Raw genomic sequence first — 19,240 nt, forward strand, 5'->3', positions numbered from 1 at the left:
AACGGCGGGCGGCCTTAATACTGGGTGCAGGGCTCAGCCCTGCCAGAGGTCACCCCTGCCCACTGGATGACCTCCGCAAAAGAGCGTAAGAGACTAGGCGCTATGTCTTTAAGAGCTAAATGCGCTATCGCCGGGCTCGGCCAGACCCGGATGGGCAAAAACTTCGATCATCCCGGACCGATCGGCTTCGCTGCCGAGGCCGTCAATCTCGCCCTCGACGATGCCGGCCTCAAGCGCGCCGACCTCGACGGCCTGCTCGTCAACCCCGGAATCACCTGGTTGAACAATCCGATGGCTTCGTCGTCGCTCCAGCATGCGATGGGCCTGGGCGATTTGCGCCTGACCGCGACGATGAACCTCGGCGGCGCGACCGGCGCCGCGATGATCATGCACGCCGCGCAGGCCATCGACGCCGGCATGGCCGAGGTCGTCGCGTGCGTATTCGCCGACGCTCCCCTGCGTCCGCCCTCGCCCAACAAGGGCGATGGTGGCGGCTCGGCTGCTTTCTACGGCTTCGCCCAGGGTCTCGACGCGCACTACGGCCTGTTCGGCGTCAACGCCCAGTATGCCTTCGTCGCCCAGCGCCACATGCATTGCTACGGCACCACCAACGATCATCTCGGCGCGGTCGCGGTGTCCGAGCGCAAGTGGGCCAACCTGAATCCCGCAGCTCAGTTTTACGACACTCCCATGTCGATCGCCGATTATCATGCCTCGCGATGGGTGGTTGAGCCGTTCCATCTGTACGATTGCTGCCTGGTTTCCAACGGCGGTCTGGCGGTTATCGTAACCTCGGCCGAGCGCGCGAAGAATTTGAAGCGCCCGCCCGTTTACATATTAGGGATGGGGCAGGGTCATCCCGGCCGCGATCCGCTCGAAACGCTGCTCTCCGGCGCGCCGATCGCCAAAGACACCGCGTTCAAGATGGCGGGAATCAAGGTCGCCGACGTCAATTTCTGCGAACTCTACGACTGCTATACTTTCACCGTGCTGGTCACGCTCGAGGATTACGGCTTTTGCAAAAAAGGCGAGGGCGGCCCATTCGTTGCCGGCGGCGCCATCGGTCCCGGCGGCTCGCTCCCCGTCAATACCGGCGGCGGTCAGCTCAGCTCCTTCTATATGTGGGGGATGACTCCGGTCGGAGAGGCGATCGTGCAGATGCGTGGTGACGGGGGGCGGCGCCAGGTGGCAAAGCACGACGTTGGACTCGTTTCCGGCAACGGCGGTATCCTTGCCACACATTCCACCCTCGTACTGGGATCGCAGCCATAACATCAGCCGCGGATCGCGCTGTTGCTGCCTGTGCTGCGACGCAGCGTGTTTCAACCGTTCCAAACGCCGATTCGTCTAAACCATATATAAGCAAAATTGCGATGCCAGAATTCACCAAACCCATTCCCGCAATCACCCCCGAGATGCGCGAGTTTTTCGACGGCGCGCGCGCCGGACGCCTGATGGTCCAAAAATGCGACGATTGCGGGCGGCTTCGCTTCCCCGCCCACGAGCTTTGCTCCCACTGCAACTCGACCGCCTCGCGATGGGTCCCGGTCAGCGGACGCGGTGAAATCTTCAGCTTCAATATCATGCATCAGGTCTATCACCCGGGCTTCGCCGGCCAGGTTCCCTACGCCGTCGTCGTCGTCGAGCTCGAGGAGGGATGCAAATTCGTGTCGAACCTGCTCGGCGTCAAGCCCCACGACATCAAGTGCGGGATGCCGGTCGAGGTGACGTTCGAAAAGCTCAGCGATGAAGTGTCGATGCCTAAATTCCGGCTGCGCGCCGCGAAATAATCCGGCCCGGCTCAATTCATCAAGGAATCAAGTAAGTTGCCGCTCGATCAAAAATATTTCCAGCGTCTCATCGAGAGCTCGCCGGACATCATAATCGCCGTCGATCGAGACGGCACCGTGACCTATTACAACGAGGGCGCGCGCAGCAGCCTCGGCTACGGCTCCGACGAGATCATCGGCCAGAACTGCACCCGCATCTATCCGTCGATCGAAGAAGCGCGCCGCGTGATGAAGGCGCTGCGCGAGTCCACCGACGCGGGCCGAATCGCCGGCTTCGAGACCGAGTTCCGCAACAAGGCCGGCGAACTCATCCCGGTCATGATCTCCGGCGCGCTCATCTACGACGCCGACGGCCGCGAAGTCGGTACCATCGGCTTCGCCCGCGACATTCGCCGCCTGCGCCGCGCGCAGCAACTCGCAACCGCCGGCGAAATCGCGGTCAGCCTCGCCCACGAGATCAACAATCCGCTCGAATCGATCACCAACAATCTCGATCTGCTCTCGCAATGCCTCGAGCTGCGGCTCACCGAGTCCGAAAAAATCGTCGAGAACGAGCGCCTCAACTCGATTCGAAATTCCATCGAACGCGTGCAGGCCATCGTCCGCCGCCTCGACGAGATGACCCGCAAGGGCCAGTACGAGACCCGCGACTACCTGGCCGGCAAGCGGATGGCCGATCTTGCCCCGCGCGAGGATGCCAAGGGACAGACCCGCCCCGATGACGCGCCCCATCTCACCGAAGAATCTCCGCTCAGAGGGATGTCGGTGCTGGTGCTCGACGACGATAGCGCCGTCGTCAATTCGCTGGCCGACCTGCTGCGCGCCGAAAAATGCGTCGTCCATTGCGCCACGCTGCCGTCGGCCGCCTTTGGAATCCTGCGCAACGTCAAGCTCGACGCGATTATCTCCGACGTCGTGATGCCCGAGATGGACGGCTACGATTTCTATCTCAAGGTCAAGGAAGAGATGCCGCAGTTGCCGGTAATCCTCATGACCGCCTACTACTACGACAAGGATCACGTGCTCAAGCGCTCGCGCCTGCGCGGTCTCGAGGGCGCGCTGTTCAAGAAGCCGGTCAATCCCGGCAAGCTGCGCGCGATGCTCCTGCAGTTGCGCCAGAAGGCGGCTCAGCAGAAAGCGCAAGCGAAAGCCGCGTCGATCGCCGCCAAAGCCGCCGCCGCATCCGCCACCGCGGCCATCCCCAAGCCCATCCCCCAATCCTGATCAAGCTAGGATGTTGCGTTCCGCGCGACTTCTCCCCCCGTGGGGGAGACCAGTGAAAAACCCGCCTCGCCCGTTACTATGGGAGGTGTCACAGACACACGGCCGCGCCCCTGGCGCGGGTGAGGGTTCTGTTGTTGCGGGCGAGTCCGCGCCGCTTCCTCTCCCCCAAGTGCAGGGACCGGCGTCCATCCCGCGTTACTGCGCCAGCGTGATCCCGAACGGACCGCTGTTGGCTTTGGCCGGACTCTCGGTCGCCACCGAGCGTTTAAAACACGGAGCCCCGGCGGCTAAACACGTGGAACTCAGCGAGAACTGGCTTACCGTTCCTGCGTTTTGATTGGTGGTGTAAAGAAACAGATTCTGCGGATCGACAACCAGCCCGGTCGGCGCACTTAAGTCGCCAGTTCCGAACTGGACCGGCGGCGAGGGAAAGCCTGGAGCCGGAACCTGGAACGACCACATCGTCGCGGTGCCCTGATTCGCGGTGAAAACGAAATCGGCGCTCGCCGCGGCGGCATATCCTATTCCGATCGGCATGTTGTTCGTCACGATTGACGGCATCAGCGAGCCGAACAACAACCCACCTCCGCTGACTCCCAAAACCGACAGCACGCCGGCATTGAGATCCGTGACGTATATATACGTGCCGGCGGGATCGATCGCGATGAAGCCCGGGGTGCCGCCCGGTGCGTTGAGATCATAAACCGGCGATCCTATCTGGCCGAGCGCGCCGCCGCCGTTGATTCCGAACGAATAGACCAACCCGGCCTTGTTGTCCGCGACGTAAACGAATGAGCCAGTTGAATCCACCGTGATTCCCAATGGGTTCACGAGTCCGATCACCTTGCTTTGCTGCGTGAGCTGGCCGGTAGTGGCGTCGATTGCATAGGTCGTGATCGTGCCGTTCGCGAATCCTGTCACGAACAAAAAAGTTCCGGCCGGGTTGACCGCAATTTGATGTGGTCCGCTCCCGGCGCCGTTAAGGATCGAGGGCGTGGGCAGCGGTTTCAGCGTGCCGTTGGTCGAATCGATCGAGTACTCGTAGATATTGTCGTCGCCGATATTCGCGACGTACAGAAAGCTGCCGCTGGGCGACGCGACTACCCCTAGCGGCCCTTTTATCGCGCCCGCACTCACCTGCCCGGTATGCTTGAGCGCGCCGGTCGTGATGTTGCGGGTGAACGACGACACCTTGCCGTCGTTGTAGTTGGTCACGAACGCGAGCGACCCCGTCGGCGTTTTGGTCGACGTCGGAGAGGGGCTGGAACTACCGCTGACCGGCGACAGCAGTCCAGAGCTTCCGCACGACAGCACATTAAGCGTCGCCGCGATAATCACAACCGCCGGAATCAGCCGGACGATGTTCTTAAGCGCAGTTCGCCTCGCCACCGCAGATCGCGTCGATAGCAGGATGTCTTGCTCTGTCGCCATGCGAGCCTCTTTCCGGCGGTCCGGTCCAAAATACACCAATAGTATTTTGAATATCATAAATGATGCGCCGCATCGAACCGAAAGGTTTCGCGATGCGCCAGCCGATTCTCTTGACCGACGGGAAGTCCGAAACCTGCTCGAGGTTCCGGTGTCCGAAGTCCGCATCTTCTCTTTACCCCTCGCGACGGTGTATGGACGCCTTGAATGACCGCAATTTCCGCCAAGGAGTTGATGCGATGGCCAAGATCGATCTGAACAAAGTTCCACGCTTCTCCGAACTCCCGATCAAACCCGGCAAGCCCAAAGAATCCTCGTGGGGCGTGTTTGGCGACGACGATGAACTCGGATGCCTGAATTTCCTGACCCCCGAAGGCGTAATCGACGCGGCGCGCCTGGTGCGCAAGGGCAGCGTCTTCCGGCTCGATACCAAAATCAATTACGCCAACCCGCCCCTGTTCGCCCGGCCTCCCGCCAGGCACAACATCATGAGCTTCGAGAGCTTCGGCCTGCTCGGTTTCGACGACTCGCTCGACAGCTACAACACGCAGGAGGGAAGCCAGTGGGACGGGCTGGCCCATGTCGGCAGTCCGCGCTACAAGGCGTTCTACAACGGAGTGAAATCCAGCGAGATCAAAGATGGGCCGGGCGGGCGCCTGAGTATCCACAAATGGGCCAACAAGTTTGTCGGCCGCGCCGTCCTGCTCGACGCCTTTCGCTACCGCATCTCGCATGGCCGCACGATCGATCCGCTCACCTCGGAAAAGTACAGCCTCGACGATTTGAAAGAGACCGCCGTCGCCGATGGCGTCGAGCTGAAGCCGGGCACGATTCTGCTGATTCGCACCGGCTGGATGCAGGCCTACCTGGCCGCGTCGCCGCAGCACAAGGCCGCGATGGCGCCGCTCGGCGCGCTCAAGGCCTGCGGCATCGAAGACAGCAGCGCGATGGTCGAATGGTTCTGGGATCATCGGCTCGCCGCGGTCGGCACGGATTGTCCCGCCGTCGAGCCATGGCCGTGGGATTTCTCGAACGAGGGCGCGCTGCATTACCGCACGCTATGCCTGCTCGGCCTGCCTATAGGCGAGCAGTTCGACCTGGAGGCACTGGCGGCGGATTGCGCCGCCGACAAGCGTTACGAATTCATGCTGGTGTCGGCGCCGATGAATCTGGAGGGCGGCATCGCCTCGCCCCCCAACGCGGTCGCAATCAAGTAGGCGCGCCGCCGCAAGTCACCCGATCGAGCGCGCGGTCGCGGCGATTGCGATGCGCACCGCGCTCTCCATCGTCGCAAGCGCCATGCTGGGCAGGTTGCGATGCCGCCGGGCCTGGCGCGCCTCGTACGGCAGATGGATGAATCCGACCGGGACGCCGGGCTCGCGCCGCAGACTGTGCAGCGCCGCATACATCAGCGCGTTGCACGCATACGCACCGGCCGTCAGCGAAACGCTCGCGGGAATATCCTTGCGATCCAGTTCGCCGATGATCGCGCGCAACGGCAATCGCGAGAAGTACGCGTCGGGCCCGCCGCGAACGACCGGCGTGAATCCCGGGTCTCCGCTTTTGGCCAGCCGGCCGCGTTCGTCGGCAAGATTGATTGCGATCCTTTCCAGTGAGATCGCCGGCCTGCCGCCCGCCTCGCCCAGTCCGATCAGCGCGCGAGGCCGGTAGCGCGCGATCGCGCCGGTAATTCGCCGCGCCGCCTTGGCGCATCCAACCGGCACGCGCACCGACTTTATCCGCAGCCCGCCGATCACCTCGCCGTCGAGCCGCCTGGCAATTTCCCACGACGGATTGATGCGCTCGCCGCGAAACGGCTCGAAGCCGGCGAGAATCAGGATCGGGCGCATCGACGCATCCCGCTATTTGCGCCGTGGATGCTCAATCGGCAGGTCGTCGCGGTTTCCCCATTCCGCCCACGACCCTAGATAGTTTCTCACCTTCGGATAGCCCGCAATCTTGAGCGCGATATAGGCATGCGCGGCGCGGTATCCGCCCTGGCAGTAGGTCACTATCTCGGCGGCGGGATCGAGGCCGAGAGCTTCGAACTGCACGCGCAGCTCGGCGGGCGATTTCACGGTTCCATCGGCGCCGAGCGCTGCGGTCCAGTCCTGATGGAACGCGCCCGCAATCGCGCCGCCGTGTTTCGCGCGCACGCGTTCGCCGAAGTATTCCTCATCGCTGCGAACGTCGAAGATTTGCACGCCGGGACGCCCGATTTGCTCGAGCAGATGTGCGTATGTCGCGAGAATTTCCGCGCGCGGACTGAGGCTGAAGTCCGTGGCGGCGAACTTGTCAACCATGGTTGTCAACGTTTCACCGGCCGCCGCCTTGAGTCCGCCGTCGAGCATTCGGGCCTTGGGATGCCCCGCGTATTCGAGCGCCCACTGGCCTCGCGCCGCGCGCATTCCGGATTCATTCTCGTAAAACACGACGGTCTCGCGGCCGCTGATTCCGAGCGCCGAAAATATCCACTGAAGTTGTGCGCCGAACTCCGCGATGCCGCGCGCGGACGTATCGGTATGATGAAACGCGAACGGATCGAAGTGTCGCGCGCCGCTTAGATGCCCGGCGTGGAATTCCTTGACCGGTCGCGTATCGACAAGGATCAGACCGGCGCCGTCGCGATGCTCGCGCAGCCATCGCGCATCGACGATCAACTCCGTTTTGCCCTCGGCGCGGGCAGTTTTTTCCTGATTCAAATCGCCTCCGCCGCACGCGGACCTATCTGTCGATTCCGACCGCCTCGCCAATAGAACGAAATCCGCCGCGACGAAGCAAGTCTGCCAGTCCCGATTTGATTCTGACGACCAGGCCCGGGCCCTCGTAGACGAGCCCGGTGTAAACCTCGACCAGCGAGGCGCCGGCGCGGATGTGCAGCCACGCATCCTCGGCGCTGGCGATTCCTCCGACGCCGATAATCGGGATTTGCCCGCGGGTGTGCGTATAGATGTCGCGGATCAACTCGCGCGCGCGAATCAGGATCGGAGGGCCGCTGAGTCCGCCCGGGTGCGGCGACGGGACGCCGACCGCCGCGCGCGCGACAGTCGTGTTGCCCGCGACGATTCCGTCCAAGCCCAGCGCGAGCGCGGTGTCGCAGATTCGAAACATCTCGTTGCGTTCCAGGTCGGGCGAGATTTTCAGCAGCACCGGCCTCCCGCGTGCCGACTCGCCGGCATGTTCGCCCACCGCCGCGAAAAGCTCGCGCATCTTCTCCGGCGATTGCCAGTCGCGCAGCCCGGGCGTATTCGGCGAGCTCACGTTGACGACGATGAAATCGGCTAGCCTCCCAAGCCGCGCCAGCAGGGCGATGTAGTCGGCGGCAATCCCTTCGGGCGGCGTGTCGCTGTTCGGCCCGAAGTTGAGCGCGAGAGGAATCGAAATCCCGGCCTTGCGAATCCGCTCGATTCGCGGTGCGACCGCCTCCATCCCTTCGCTGGGAAACCCCAGCCGGTTGATGAGCGCGCGACGTTCGGGCACCCGCCATATCCGCGGTATTTCATTTCCCGCCTGTGGCCGCGGCGTAATCGTTCCCAACTCCGCAAAGCCGAAGCCGAGCGTCTCCCATCCGCGGATCGCGACGGCGTCCTTGTCCATCCCGGCCGCCAGCCCAATCGGGTTTGGGAAATCGATTCCCCATAGCTTGATTCCGAGCTCGGGTTTGTCCCGCGGCGGCCCAAAAGCCGGCATCGCCGCAAGCATCCGCAGCGTCATCCGATGCGCACGCTCGGCATCTTGGGCGAACAGGAATCGCTTCAGGAGGTGCCGATAGACGGCGTCGATTATCGAAACGGCAGGCATGGCAGCTCTTAACAGGTAACCTCGCAGTTTGACGCGGCTAACACAATCAAAACGTGTTGTGGATTGAGCGCGGATGCCCCTGATGCAGACGCATCACGAGTTGGAATAAGATTAGAAAGCAGTGGGGGCGTCAAGCGCCCGGCTATTTGCGGGAGGCGTGAGGATCGCGTGGAAAATCAGGCGATAATGCAAGTTAAGTTGATCGACTACGCCCAGCAGCCGCTCGAAAAACTCTACGCGGCGTTTCGCACCTGCTATTCCTCCGACACGCCAATCGAAGTCTGGGAAAAGATCAAATCCGAGAAAATTACCCACGACAAGATTCGCGAGTTCATCACCGAGCGGCTGAAGACCGGCCACGCTTCTCCGCTGGAACAAATCGTTTTCTGGTTCGCAATCGCCAACGTCTCGCGCTCGCTGTCGCATCAGTTCGTCCGCCATCGGATCGGAATCAGCTTCGAGCAGCAGAGTCAGCGCTACGTGAAATTCAAGCAGGACAAGCTCGCCTTCGTGCTGCCGGATTCGTGGTCGCGCGCGGGGCTGGAGAGTGAATTCTCCGCTTTGCTTTCAAAGACCTCCGAGCTCTACGCCAAGGCGCTGAAGGCCGGGATTCCCGCCGAGGATGCGCGCTTCGTGCTGCCCAACGCCGCGCCGACGAATTTTCACGTGATGGTGAATTTCGCAGAGATGCTGCACATCTGCGATCTGCGGCTGTGCGTGCGCGCGCAGTGGGAAATCCGCCGGATGGTCGCGATGATGCGCGCGGAAATCAAGCGCGTGCTGCCGGAAATCGCCGTTTTCCTGCAGCCCAAGTGCGGCGAGAATCGCATGGGCTATTGCGACGAGTCGCTCGACGAATGGCAGAAGTGCCCGCTGGGCAAAGTGCGGCCGCATAAGTCGAGCCTGTTCGATCTTTACGACCGTTACGGCACGCGCAAGGCGCAGGCGCTGGGCGAGGCCGAGTATCGCGCGGTCGAGGAAAAAGAGCAGTTGTAGTTTGCCAGGTCCCAGTGAGTGACTATTCCCCACCGCCGTCGTTTGCCGATGCGATCGCGGCTTTCAATCGGGGCGCCTATTTCGAGGCGGCCGAGATGTTCGAGACGGCGTCGCACGCGGCCGGCGACGACAATGATCTGAAGGCGCTCTTCGTGGCGTTCAATCAGATCGCCGCCGCACTCCATCTGCGCTTCGAACGCGGCACCCGGCAGGCCTCGATCAACCTGATGTCGCAGGCGATGCTCGCGCTCGACGACCTCAAGCCCGCGCGCGGCGGAGTTGACGTCGAGCGGCTGTGCGTGGAGCTGGCGGCCTGCACCGAAGAGATGCGCGCGGCGCCGCGCGACGAGCGCGACGGGCTCAAGCATCGCGCGCGGATTTTTCTGGAGCGCCGCCGCGCGCCGAAGATCAATCGGCGCTGAAGGCAGGCGAAGATACGAAGTGGGCGCTTCCGAGCGCAGCGCCGTAGGCGCCCCGAGGCGCAGCCGGCGCGGAGTCGAGGGAAATTGAAGGTGATGTTGACGCGCGAACAGATCTCCGACGGCCTCAGGCGCGCCCTCTACGTCACCAACGAGCGCGTCGAGACGGCGATCTTCCTGGCGCTCGCGCTCGAAAAGCCGCTCCTGATAGAGGGTCCCGCCGGCGCGGGCAAGACCGAAGTCGCCAAGGTGCTGGCGGAAATTCTCCACACCGAACTCATCCGGCTTCAATGTTACGAGGGTCTCGACGAGGCGCGCGCGCTCTACGAATGGAACTATCAGAAACAACTTTTGCGCATGCAGGCCGGCGAGCAGCAGGGGCTGCGATGGGAGGAACTGAGCGAGCACATCTTCTCGCGCGATTACCTGCTCGAGCGTCCGCTGCTCAAGGCGATCACCGCGCCGAGCCGGGTGGTGCTGTTGATCGACGAGATCGACAAAGCCGACGAGGAGTTCGAGGCCTTTCTGCTGGAATTGCTTTCCGACTTCCAGGTAAGCGTGCCCGAACTGGGAACCTTGAAAGCCCACGAACGGCCGGCGGTAATTTTGACCTCGAATCGCGCGCGCGAACTGTCGGAGGCGCTGCGGCGCCGATGCCTGCATTTGTTCATCGACTTTCCCGGCGCCGAGCAGGAGCGAAAAATCATCGAGCTCAAGGTGCCCGAGCTCGACGCGAAGCTGGCGGCCGAGGCGGCGCGTTTTGTCGGCGCGATTCGCAAACTCGGACTGCGCAAGCCCCCCTCGATTGCGGAGACCCTGGACTGGGCGCGCGCGCTCGTGCGCCTGGGCGTGCGCGAACTGGACACCGACGCGGTGCGCACCGCGCTGGGCGTGCTGCTCAAGCACGAGGACGATCGCATCAAAGTCGAGTCGAAAGCCTCGGCGCTCGCGCCGCGCCGGCGATGAATCCGCGGGGTTGCTAGATGGCCCGGCTTCGCGATCAGCTCGTCAGCTTCATCGCCGCGCTGCGAGCCGCCGGCGTCAGAATCTCGGTCGCGGAATCGATCGATGCGATGAACGCGGTCGCCGCCGTCGGGCTCGAGCGCGCGCCGATGCACGAGGCGCTGGCGGCGGCGTTGATCAAAGACGAAGCCGACCGCGCGATCTTCGACGAATCGTTCAACCGTTTTTTCGCCGCGCCACGGGCAAATCGCGGCGAGCATCCCGACCATCGCGGCGAGCAGGTCTCGGCTGCCAGCGGCCGCGGCCGTCCCGGCGAGCAGCCGTCACCGCGCGACGCCGCGCTCGCGAGCCCTCGCGACGAGAAATCGCTTTCACTGCCGTCAGAAGCGAAGCCTGCAAAGAAAACCGCGGCGGCGCGCGGCCAAGACACTGAAAAGGGAAAAGACGCGGAACAGGGCAAAGACGCCGAGCGCCTTTCCGATCGGATGCGCGGCCGCCAGGAGCGCGGCGAGGCCCAGTCGTTTCAGGAATCGCCGACGCCCGGCATCGACGCGACGCGGGTTGCGCGCATCCGCGCGATCGAGCGGACGGCGTTCGACAAATTCTCCGACCTCGACTACGACGAGGCGCGCGACGCGCTCGCGCCGCTGATTCGACGCTTCCGGATTCGGCTGGGACGGCGGCTGCGACTGGCGCGGACCGGCAGAATCGACTTCCGCCGCACGATTCGCGCGGCGCTGCAACGCGGCGGTGCGCTAATCGATCTCAAGTTCCGCGCGCGGCGTCCGCGCCACGTCGATCTCGTAATCCTGGCCGACATCTCGGGTTCGGTCCGCTACGCGGCGCAGTTGATGCTCGAATTGATGGCGGGGGCGCGCGGATGCTTCCGCCGCGTCAGCAGTTTCGTATACGTGGACCATCTGGCCGAGGCGGACTTCGAGGACGGACACCTGGTGATGACGCCCGCGCTCGACCTGTACGCGCGCTCGGATTTCGGCCGCGTGCTCGGCGAGCTTTGGGAGCGCCGAACCGGATTGCTGACGCGCGGCGCGATCGTCGTGATAATGGGCGACGGCCGCAACAACCGGTTGCCCGCGCGCGCCGACCTGGTCCGCGAGATCGTGCGCGCATGCCGCGCCGTGGTCTGGCTGAATCCGGAAGATCCTGCGCGCTGGGGCACGGGCGACAGCGCGATCAAACAATACGCGCGCGAGGTGAACGCGCTGGTGCCGTCGCGAAATCTCCGCGAGCTGCAAGTCGCGCTGGCCTCAATCGCCTGACGCCAGAGATGATCAGACGCTCAGAAGTCGAACAGCTCGCGCATTTTGGCCAGCAACCATCGATGCGGCCCGCCCTTGCCGTCCATCGTCGCGCCCGATGAGAGCTTTTCCAGACGGTCCCGGTTTCGTGCGGCGATAATATCGCCGATGCCGGCCGCCGCTTCGGGATGCTCCTTGAACAGCCGCGTGAATCCCTCGCGGTCCATCTCGATCACTTCCAGGTCGGTGATCGCGCGCACACTTGCGCTGCGCGGGTCGCCCGTCATCAGCGCCATCTCGCCGGTGAAATCCCCGCGGCTATAGTTGGCCAGGTGGCGCGTTTGGCCGTCGGCGGTATTGGCGAAAACTTCGGCCGTTCCCCTGCGCACGATGAACATCGAGTCACCTTGTTCGCCGGCGCGCATCAGCATCTCGCCCGCGCCGAACTGGCGCACCGCGACGGTCGGCAACAGCAAGCGAAGCTCGTCGTCGTTCAGGCCGCGCAAAAAATCGACGTGGCGCAAGTCGGCCATCAGTTCCCGCTCGAAGCCTGCGTCGGCTCTGTCTTCTTCGTCCTGGCGCGCGTCGCGCACATGGACGGTGCGGGTCGGGAACGGAATCTCGATCGAATGGCGCCTGAGCGCGTACCACAGGCTCGACGCGACGCGATCGCGCACGTATTCCTGCACGCCGTAGTCCCCGATCCAGTATCTGATCCGGTATTGCACCGAGAAATCGCCATACTCCCACGCCAGCACCTCGGGCGGCGGCTCGCGCAGCACTTGCGACACGTCGCGCAGCAGGGTGAGCACGACTTCGCGCACGCGATTGGGCGGCACGCCGTAGCTGATGCCGACCGTGATTTCGTCGCGCACGGCGCCGGTGGTGTAGTTGAACAGCACATCCTTGGCAATCACGGAGTTGGGAATCTCGAGCCGCTCGTTGGCGCGCGTTACGATCGTCGTCGCACGCCATGCGATTCCCTTGACCCGCCCGACATGCTGGCCGCTGCGGATCCAGTCGCCCGGCTCGAACGGATGCCCCATCGACAGCGACAGGCCGCTGAAGATGTTGCCCAGCGTCTCCTGCAGCGCGAAGCCCAGCACCGCCGCGAACACCGTCGTGGTGGTCAGGATCGAGAGCGGCTGCACGCCAAAGTCGGTGTACAGCACCACCATCAGAACCGCGAACCACAGCACCAGCATCAGCAGGTCCTTGCCGATGGTCGAGAAGTGGACCTTGCCGCGGCGCGTCACCGCGTCGGCGCCTTCGAGCACCAGCCGGATCGCGCCGAACAGGAACAGTACGAAGGCCGCGACGGCAATTTTATCGCCGATGGTCTGGTTGGGGACGAAGCGCGAACCTGCGTCGATCAGAACGCTGCCCGCCAGCAGCAGGAACGTCGTCGCGGTCACCGCGCGCTTGCGCCGGCGCACGGCGAAGGCGCCCAGCAATCCTGCCAGCACCAGCACGCTCTCGACCAAGCCGCGCAAATCGCGGTGCACCGCGGTCAATCCCAGCATCGTCTGAAGCGGTGTCGGAGCCATCGTTCAGATCCCCGCGGCCACCGCGACTTCGTCGAGCAGTTTCACCGCGTCGAAATACTCCACCGCTATCTCGCGCGCGGCACGGGCATGGCGCGGATAGTCGGCGTTGATTTCCCCGATCGCATCGACCGCCTCGTCCGGCGTGTCGAACCCGAGCAGCCCCGCGCCGGTGGGAATGAACTTTTCGAACCCGGTCCGCTGCGTGACGACCGGACGTCCCGCCGCCAGGTAGCAAACCGTGCGATCGCTGAACCATCCGGTGCGCGGCCTCACGTAGATGTCCTTCGCGACCGTGAACTCACCGCGCGACCGGCTGATGTACTCGCGATAAGCGTCGATATCGAGCGACATCGGCACCGCCGGCGTGAGGCTGAATCCTCCGGCGATCGCGCGTTCGTAGTCGGCGCCGCCGGTCAGGTTGGTGGCGATCTCGATGGGCTGATTCGCGCGCGCCGCGACCTCGAGCACCTTGCGAAAATTCAGATGTTTGGACCAGTAGTAGGTCTCACCCGCGATTTCCATGTCGCTGCCGCTGTTCTGCCACGTGCCGACGGTCGTGAACGCAGCCGGCTCGGCCGCGCCGACGCCCGGATGCCACTGTTCGAGATCCACCGGCGGACGGGTCGGATGCCAATCGAGGCCGGCGGTGGGCAGCAGGCAGTCGGGCGCGCCGATATTGTAGCAATAGGTGAAGAACAATTTGTGCGATTTGGCAAACGCCACCGTGGTCGGAATCTTGCGCTTGAGCTCGAGCTGCATCACGCCCGGGTCGCTCTCGAGGTACACCAGGCAGCGGCTGCGCTCGTGCTCCTGACGCGGCTCGGTGGCGCCGCACAGATTGATTATCGCGTCGGCGTCGCGAAACAGCTCCATGCATCGCTCGCGCGACATCCCGACGTATTGCTCTTTCACCGAGTCCAGGAAAGCCCACCGCTCGCCGAAGCCGAAGCGCTCGAGCACGCCGCCCAAGACCTTCAGGTTGCGCGACGGATCGGTGGTGGTGCTTTCGATCGTCGGATCGTACACGTAAGCGCGATGATCCTCGATGTAGTAAACGTCGAGACCCAGCTGGCTGAGTCCCAGCAAGTGATGAACCAGTTGCCAGATCACCCCCGCGAACGGGAACCGCGCTGCCAGATGCAGCACGACGACCTTGCCCTTGCGCTTGAGCTTCACCTTTTGCTTGGGCGATCTTAACCCGCGTTCCTCGATCATAATAGTTGGGCTGCGCCGCCTGCCGCTATCCGCTCCAGCTCGTCGCGCAACTTGGACAGCGCAATCCGCCGCTGGCTGATTTGCGCCTCTTCCTCATCGCCGAGTTCGCCCAAATAACAGTTGCGCCCGGCAATAACCAGTACCGCGCGATACGGAAATCCCGCGCGAATTTTGGGATACGCGCGCTCGGCGATCACACCCTCGATTGCGCCCTCGGCCGTCTGCTCGCGGATCGCGCCGCCATCCTCGTGTATCAGCGCGATCGCGGCGCGAATTCGCGCCGTCCGCCGCCCGGCCTCGACGCCCTTCATCCGGCGGATAACTTCGCCGGCCAGCGCCTGATCCGAATCATCGCCGCCCGCGCCGAGCCATCGATGCGACCGGACGCCGGGTTCTCCGCCCAGCGCGTCGATCTCGAGTCCGCCGTCGTCGGCCAGCGTCGCAATTCGCGCGCGCTGGAAGTAGAACCGCGCCTTGATCAACGCGTTCTCGATGAAAGTCGCTCCCGTCTCCTCGGGAGTCTCGGAAATCCCGAGCTCGGCGAGCGACACCAGTTCGAGATCGATGCCGATGCCGCGCAGGATCAACCGGTACTCATCAAGTTTCGCCGGGTTGGTAGTCGCAATCAGTAGCCGCCCCGTCGCCATCTGATCGGCTCAGGCGCGGGGCTTTGCCGGAGACTTGGCAGGAGCCTTGGGATGATACGTGATCTTGAGCGAGGCGCGCTCGCGATGCTCGTCGAGCGCAAGCTCGATCAGCCGATCGATAAGCTTGGGCAACGGCAAGCCCGACGCCTCCCACAGCTTCGGATACATGCTGATGGCGGTGAAGCCGGGGATGGTATTCACCTCGTTCACGTAGATCTCGCGCAAATCGCGGCTGGCGAGAAAATCGACCCGCGCCATCCCGCGGATCGACAGCGCCTTGAACGCCGCCACCGCCATCGCGCGCAGCTTGCTTGCCTTGGCGGGCGGCAACTCGGCGGGAATTTTTATCGCCGAGCCGTCGGGATCGACGTACTTCGACTCGTAGTCATAAAACTCATGCGCGCCCTTGACCAGGACTTCGCCGGGTACCGACGCTTCGGGACGATCGTTGCCAAGCACCGCGCACTCCAACTCGCGGCCTTCGCACGCGGCCTCGATCAGCGCCTTGCGATCGTATTGGAAAGCGTCGTCGAGCGCGGCGTTCAGATCGGCGGCGCGCTTCACCTTGCTGATTCCGATCGACGATCCCAGCGCGTTGGGCTTGACGAACACGGGATAGCCAAGTTTGCGCGCCAGCCGCGCCCCAAGCGCCGGAGTGTCGCGGTAGTCGGCGCGATCGATCGCGAAATATTTCACCACCGCGACGCCGGCGTCGCGCAGCAGGCGCTTTTGCGCGTCCTTGTCCATCCCGATCGCCGAGCCGAGCACGCCCGCTCCCACGTATGCGAGTCCCGCCAGCTCGAACAGCCCCTGCACCGTGCCGTCCTCGCCGTAGGTGCCGTGCAACACCGGGAACATCACGTCGAGCGCGCCCGAAATCGCATCTGATGCGCGCGCCGTGGCGCCGCGCGCGCCGTCTGCCTGCGTCGCGACGAGAGATTGTCCCTCCGGATGCGGCAGCAGCGTCACCTGCATGCCGCCGGCGCCGAGCGCGGCAAGATGCGGCGTCTTTTCGGCGAGCAGCTTGAGCGCGTTGCGCTCGAGATACCAGCGCCCGTCGCGGCCAATCCCGATTGGAACAATCTCGTACCGCGCCGGATCCATCGCCGACATGACGGTCAGCGCGGAGCGCAGCGAAATTTCATGCTCGCTCGAGCGTCCTCCAAACAGGACGCCCACCCTCAGTCGCTTTTTTTCTGTCATCGTGACCGTCGCGCCGCGCGCCTTGACGGCGAAGATTCTGACACGCCGCGCCCGCATGTTCGAGTATCAAGGCCGCACGCGCTGGGAAAACTTAGCCGTGGCGACGGCAGCGCAGTATTAGGCCGTTGGCAGTGGCCGCGCCCGCGGTTCTTCCATCGCGTAGTCGCGAAAAGATGCGCTGCGCAGATTTTCGCGTCTTCTCACTGCGGGTGCAGGGGCCGCAGCCCCTGCCGAAGGAAGTGTGAAACCCACGGTGGGTTTCACATTCAATTGATTTCCGCGCTGCCGATGCTCACCCCTGCCTGCTACTGCCGGTAGTTCGGCGCTTCCTTGGTGATAAACACGTCATGCACGTGGCTCTCGCGCATTCCGGCGTCGCTGACCTTGACGAAGCGCGCCCGCTTGCGCAGCTCCGCCAGGTTCGCCGCGCCCAGGTAACCCATCCCGGATTGCAACCCGCCCACCAGTTGCTCGATATTCGACGCCAGCGACCCTCGATGCGGTACGCGCCCCTCGATTCCTTCGGGCACGTGCTTGCCCTCGGTCACGGCGAGCTGCCCGTAGCGGTCTCCGGTGCGCTCATTCATCGCGCCAATCGATCCCATTCCGCGATAAAGTTTGTACGTGCGCCCCTGATAGAGAATCGTCTCGCCGGGGCTTTCCTCGGTGCCCGCGAACAGCGAGCCGATCATCACGCTGGTCGCGCCCGCCGCAATCGCCTTGGTGATATCGCCCGAGAACCGGATTCCGCCGTCTGCTATCACTGGAATGTTGCGCGGCTCGGCAATCGCGATCGTGTCCATTATCGCCGTGATCTGCGGCACCCCGACTCCCGACACCACCCGCGTCGTGCAGATCGATCCCGGCCCCATCCCGACCCGCAACGCGTCCGCGCCGGCGTCGCACAGCGCCTTGGCGCCCTCGCCGGTCGCGACATTTCCGGCCACGACTTCGACCTCGGGCCATTCGCGCTTGGTCGCCTTGATCGCGTCGATCACGTTGCGGGTATGCCCATGGGCCGTGTCGATACAGATGACATCGACGCCCGCGCGCCGCAGCGCGGCCACCCGCGCCTCGCGCTCCGGACCGACTCCGACCGCCGCGCCGACTCGCAGCCGCCCCATCTGATCCTTGCTCGCGTGGGGATGCCGGATCGCCTTGTCCATGTCCTTGACGGTGATCAGCCCCCGCAGCCGATTCTGATCATCGACCAGCGGCAGCTTCTCGATCCGATGCGCCTGCAGCAGTTCCTTGGCGTGTTCGAGGTCGATACCCGGACGCGCCGTGATCACTTTGCTGGTCATCACGTCGCGCACCTGCTTGTCCAGGCGGCGTTCGAAGCGCAGATCGCGATTGGTCAGAATTCCGACCAGGCGGCCGTCCGAGACCACCGGCAGCCCGGAAATCCGGTAGCGTTCCATCACCGCCACCGCCTCGCCGATTTTCTGCTCGGGACTGACGGTGATCGGATCGACGATCATTCCGCTTTCATATTTCTTGACGGTCTCGATCTCGGCGGCCTGCTCTTCGATCGAGAGGTTGCGATGCACAAAGCCGATCCCGCCCATTTGCGCGATTGCGATCGCGGTGCGCGATTCGGTGACGGTGTCCATCGGGCTCGATACCAGCGGGATGCGCAGGCGGATTTTGGGCGTCAGCGCGGTCGAGACGTCGCAATTCGCCGGCAGCAGGTCGGACGACTGCGGGAGCAAGAGTACGTCGTCGTAAGTAAGTGCTTCGCGGAGCTCCTGATACGCCATTGATTGACCCTCCTTGGGTGAAAAATAAAAAAAGAGCCCGCGGATTTCCCGCGGGCTCAGATCGGCCTTCAGTTTTTATACGCAGTCCGTCTATTCAGATGCGCCATGTGCGACTTTAACAACCGCCACCCCGGCGATCAATACGACCTATCTCGCGAGTACTGTCTGAATTAAGACACCGAGGGCGGGAAATTAAGACATCGATTATTCGTGCGCGGGCGCGGGCGGTATCGGCTCCGACTTTTTCGCGCGTTCACGTTGCTGACTCCAGCGCAGATAAATTGTAGTCGCTGCAAACGAAGCCAGATCGGCTAACAAGACTGTGAATCCGGCTATGCTTTTGTCTAGAGCCAACAATCCTAGACCTCCGATCAACGCAATCGAGCACAGAATAAAGCCATATCGCATACCCGCTTTTTGACTAGCGACATTAGAATCGATGACCGTTTTTTCCAGATATTGGCGATGGTGCGCTTGAGCCTCGGCCATGCCGACAATTCGTTCAGCGCAGCCAAGGAATATTTCGTTGTACCGTCTTAGAACTTCGGGCGGGGGCAGCGGACCGGAGAAAAAATCGAGTTGTGCACGGAAACCGATGGCTGCGGTTTTGGGTACCGCGGCAGGAGCAGGCTGAACCTCATCAGGGTCAGCCACGATTGCTACGCGACCTTACTGTCAAACAAGTTGCGCTGCCTCGTTTCTCTATCAGTATCATACGCCCAAAACGCGTCGCGAAGGTCTTGGCCCGTAATTCGCCAATCAGAATATGTGGCGCGTGCATCGGCCTGCTCAGGAGTCCGGCTCACGTTGTAAAAATCCAATTGGCAAAATAGATCGAAGAGTCGAGCAATTCCTGAAAGGAAGCTCGGAGAGGCGAAAAGAAACCCCGTTTGTACGTCTCCGCTTTCTCCCATGCCCTAATTTATAGAGTGTCGAGAGAACAGCCGCAAGCTATATGCATATTTGACTGAACCCTCCCGTTCTGCTC

Annotated in this window: 18 protein-coding genes; 8 read left to right on the forward strand and 10 right to left on the reverse strand. The window is 63.2% G+C overall.

The window, feature by feature from the left end:
• The first annotated feature begins 102 nt into the window (after positions 1-102).
• The 3 genes from VIO10_RS06985 to VIO10_RS06995 all read left to right on the forward strand — a co-directional run bounded on the left by VIO10_RS06985 (position 103) and on the right by VIO10_RS06995 (position 3,014).
• Positions 103-1,272: a thiolase family protein gene (locus tag VIO10_RS06985; protein WP_331961393.1), complete on the forward strand. Its 1,170-nt coding sequence runs from the start codon at positions 103-105 to the stop codon at positions 1,270-1,272.
• A 101-nt stretch (positions 1,273-1,373) separates the two neighbouring features.
• Positions 1,374-1,790, forward strand: a complete 417-nt coding sequence (locus VIO10_RS06990) for a Zn-ribbon domain-containing OB-fold protein (protein WP_331961396.1) — start codon at positions 1,374-1,376, stop codon at positions 1,788-1,790.
• 36 nt (positions 1,791-1,826) lie between these two features.
• On the forward strand, positions 1,827-3,014 hold the full coding sequence (locus VIO10_RS06995) for a PAS domain S-box protein (protein ID WP_331961399.1): 1,188 nt from the start codon (positions 1,827-1,829) through the stop codon (positions 3,012-3,014).
• Positions 3,015-3,209: 195 nt separating this feature from the next.
• On the opposite strand, the gene VIO10_RS07000 is transcribed toward VIO10_RS06995, so the two are convergent.
• Positions 3,210-4,445 (reverse strand): lactonase family protein, encoded by a 1,236-nt coding sequence (locus tag VIO10_RS07000; protein ID WP_331961402.1) that lies wholly within the window; start codon positions 4,443-4,445, stop codon positions 3,210-3,212.
• Positions 4,446-4,681: 236 nt separating this feature from the next.
• On the opposite strand from VIO10_RS07000, the gene VIO10_RS07005 reads away from it, so the two are divergent.
• Positions 4,682-5,659 carry a cyclase family protein gene (locus tag VIO10_RS07005; RefSeq protein WP_331961405.1) on the forward strand — a complete coding sequence of 326 codons (978 nt, stop codon included), beginning with the start codon at positions 4,682-4,684 and terminating at the stop codon, positions 5,657-5,659.
• Between the two features lie 15 nt (positions 5,660-5,674).
• Here VIO10_RS07005 and VIO10_RS07010 read toward each other — a convergent pair whose 3' ends face one another.
• From VIO10_RS07010 to VIO10_RS07020, 3 genes are read right to left on the reverse strand one after another with little or no spacing between them, the layout of a single operon-like run.
• On the reverse strand, positions 5,675-6,292 hold the full coding sequence (locus VIO10_RS07010; protein ID WP_331961408.1) for a pyroglutamyl-peptidase I: 618 nt from the start codon (positions 6,290-6,292) through the stop codon (positions 5,675-5,677).
• A gap of 12 nt (positions 6,293-6,304) precedes the next feature.
• Complete coding sequence (locus tag VIO10_RS07015; protein ID WP_331961411.1) at positions 6,305-7,144, reverse strand: sulfurtransferase; 840 nt, start codon at positions 7,142-7,144, stop codon at positions 6,305-6,307.
• Positions 7,145-7,166: 22 nt separating this feature from the next.
• A complete protein-coding gene (locus tag VIO10_RS07020) occupies positions 7,167-8,243 on the reverse strand; it encodes a quinone-dependent dihydroorotate dehydrogenase (protein WP_331961413.1) in 1,077 nt (358 codons plus the stop codon).
• 168 nt (positions 8,244-8,411) lie between these two features.
• On the opposite strand from VIO10_RS07020, the gene thyX reads away from it, so the two are divergent.
• The 4 genes from thyX (at position 8,412) to VIO10_RS07040 (ending at position 11,901) form a co-directional block, all read left to right on the forward strand.
• Entirely contained in the window at positions 8,412-9,239 is an 828-nt protein-coding gene (gene thyX, locus VIO10_RS07025; protein WP_331961415.1) for an FAD-dependent thymidylate synthase, read from the forward strand.
• Between the two features lie 14 nt (positions 9,240-9,253).
• Entirely contained in the window at positions 9,254-9,661 is a 408-nt protein-coding gene (locus VIO10_RS07030; RefSeq protein ID WP_331961418.1) for a DUF309 domain-containing protein, read from the forward strand.
• A gap of 93 nt (positions 9,662-9,754) precedes the next feature.
• On the forward strand, positions 9,755-10,624 hold the full coding sequence (locus VIO10_RS07035) for a MoxR family ATPase (protein ID WP_331961421.1): 870 nt from the start codon (positions 9,755-9,757) through the stop codon (positions 10,622-10,624).
• A gap of 17 nt (positions 10,625-10,641) precedes the next feature.
• On the forward strand, positions 10,642-11,901 hold the full coding sequence (locus VIO10_RS07040; protein WP_331961424.1) for a VWA domain-containing protein: 1,260 nt from the start codon (positions 10,642-10,644) through the stop codon (positions 11,899-11,901).
• 20 nt (positions 11,902-11,921) lie between these two features.
• Here the strand turns inward: VIO10_RS07040 and VIO10_RS07045 are convergent, their stop codons facing one another.
• From VIO10_RS07045 to VIO10_RS07070, 6 genes are all read right to left on the reverse strand, one after another.
• Positions 11,922-13,427, reverse strand: a complete 1,506-nt coding sequence (locus VIO10_RS07045) for a mechanosensitive ion channel family protein (RefSeq protein ID WP_331961427.1) — start codon at positions 13,425-13,427, stop codon at positions 11,922-11,924.
• 3 nt (positions 13,428-13,430) lie between these two features.
• The gene (locus tag VIO10_RS07050; protein ID WP_331961430.1) at positions 13,431-14,642 is read right to left on the reverse strand and encodes a glycosyltransferase; all 1,212 of its coding nucleotides are present in this window, start codon (positions 14,640-14,642) and stop codon (positions 13,431-13,433) included.
• Positions 14,639-15,289, reverse strand: coding sequence for a non-canonical purine NTP pyrophosphatase (locus VIO10_RS07055; RefSeq protein ID WP_331961433.1), 651 nt, complete (start codon positions 15,287-15,289; stop codon positions 14,639-14,641). The genes VIO10_RS07050 and VIO10_RS07055 overlap by 4 nt, the downstream gene beginning before the upstream one ends.
• 9 nt (positions 15,290-15,298) lie before the next feature.
• Positions 15,299-16,492 (reverse strand): D-alanine--D-alanine ligase family protein, encoded by a 1,194-nt coding sequence (locus VIO10_RS07060; RefSeq protein WP_331961436.1) that lies wholly within the window; start codon positions 16,490-16,492, stop codon positions 15,299-15,301.
• A gap of 305 nt (positions 16,493-16,797) precedes the next feature.
• Complete coding sequence (guaB, locus tag VIO10_RS07065; protein ID WP_331961439.1) at positions 16,798-18,252, reverse strand: IMP dehydrogenase; 1,455 nt, start codon at positions 18,250-18,252, stop codon at positions 16,798-16,800.
• 204 nt (positions 18,253-18,456) lie between these two features.
• Positions 18,457-18,906 (reverse strand): DUF2335 domain-containing protein, encoded by a 450-nt coding sequence (locus VIO10_RS07070; RefSeq protein WP_331961442.1) that lies wholly within the window; start codon positions 18,904-18,906, stop codon positions 18,457-18,459.
• Positions 18,907-19,240: the final 334 nt, after the last annotated feature.

It is taken from the genome of Candidatus Binatus sp. (assembly GCF_036567905.1).
GTDB lineage: Bacteria > Desulfobacterota > Binatia > Binatales > Binataceae > Binatus.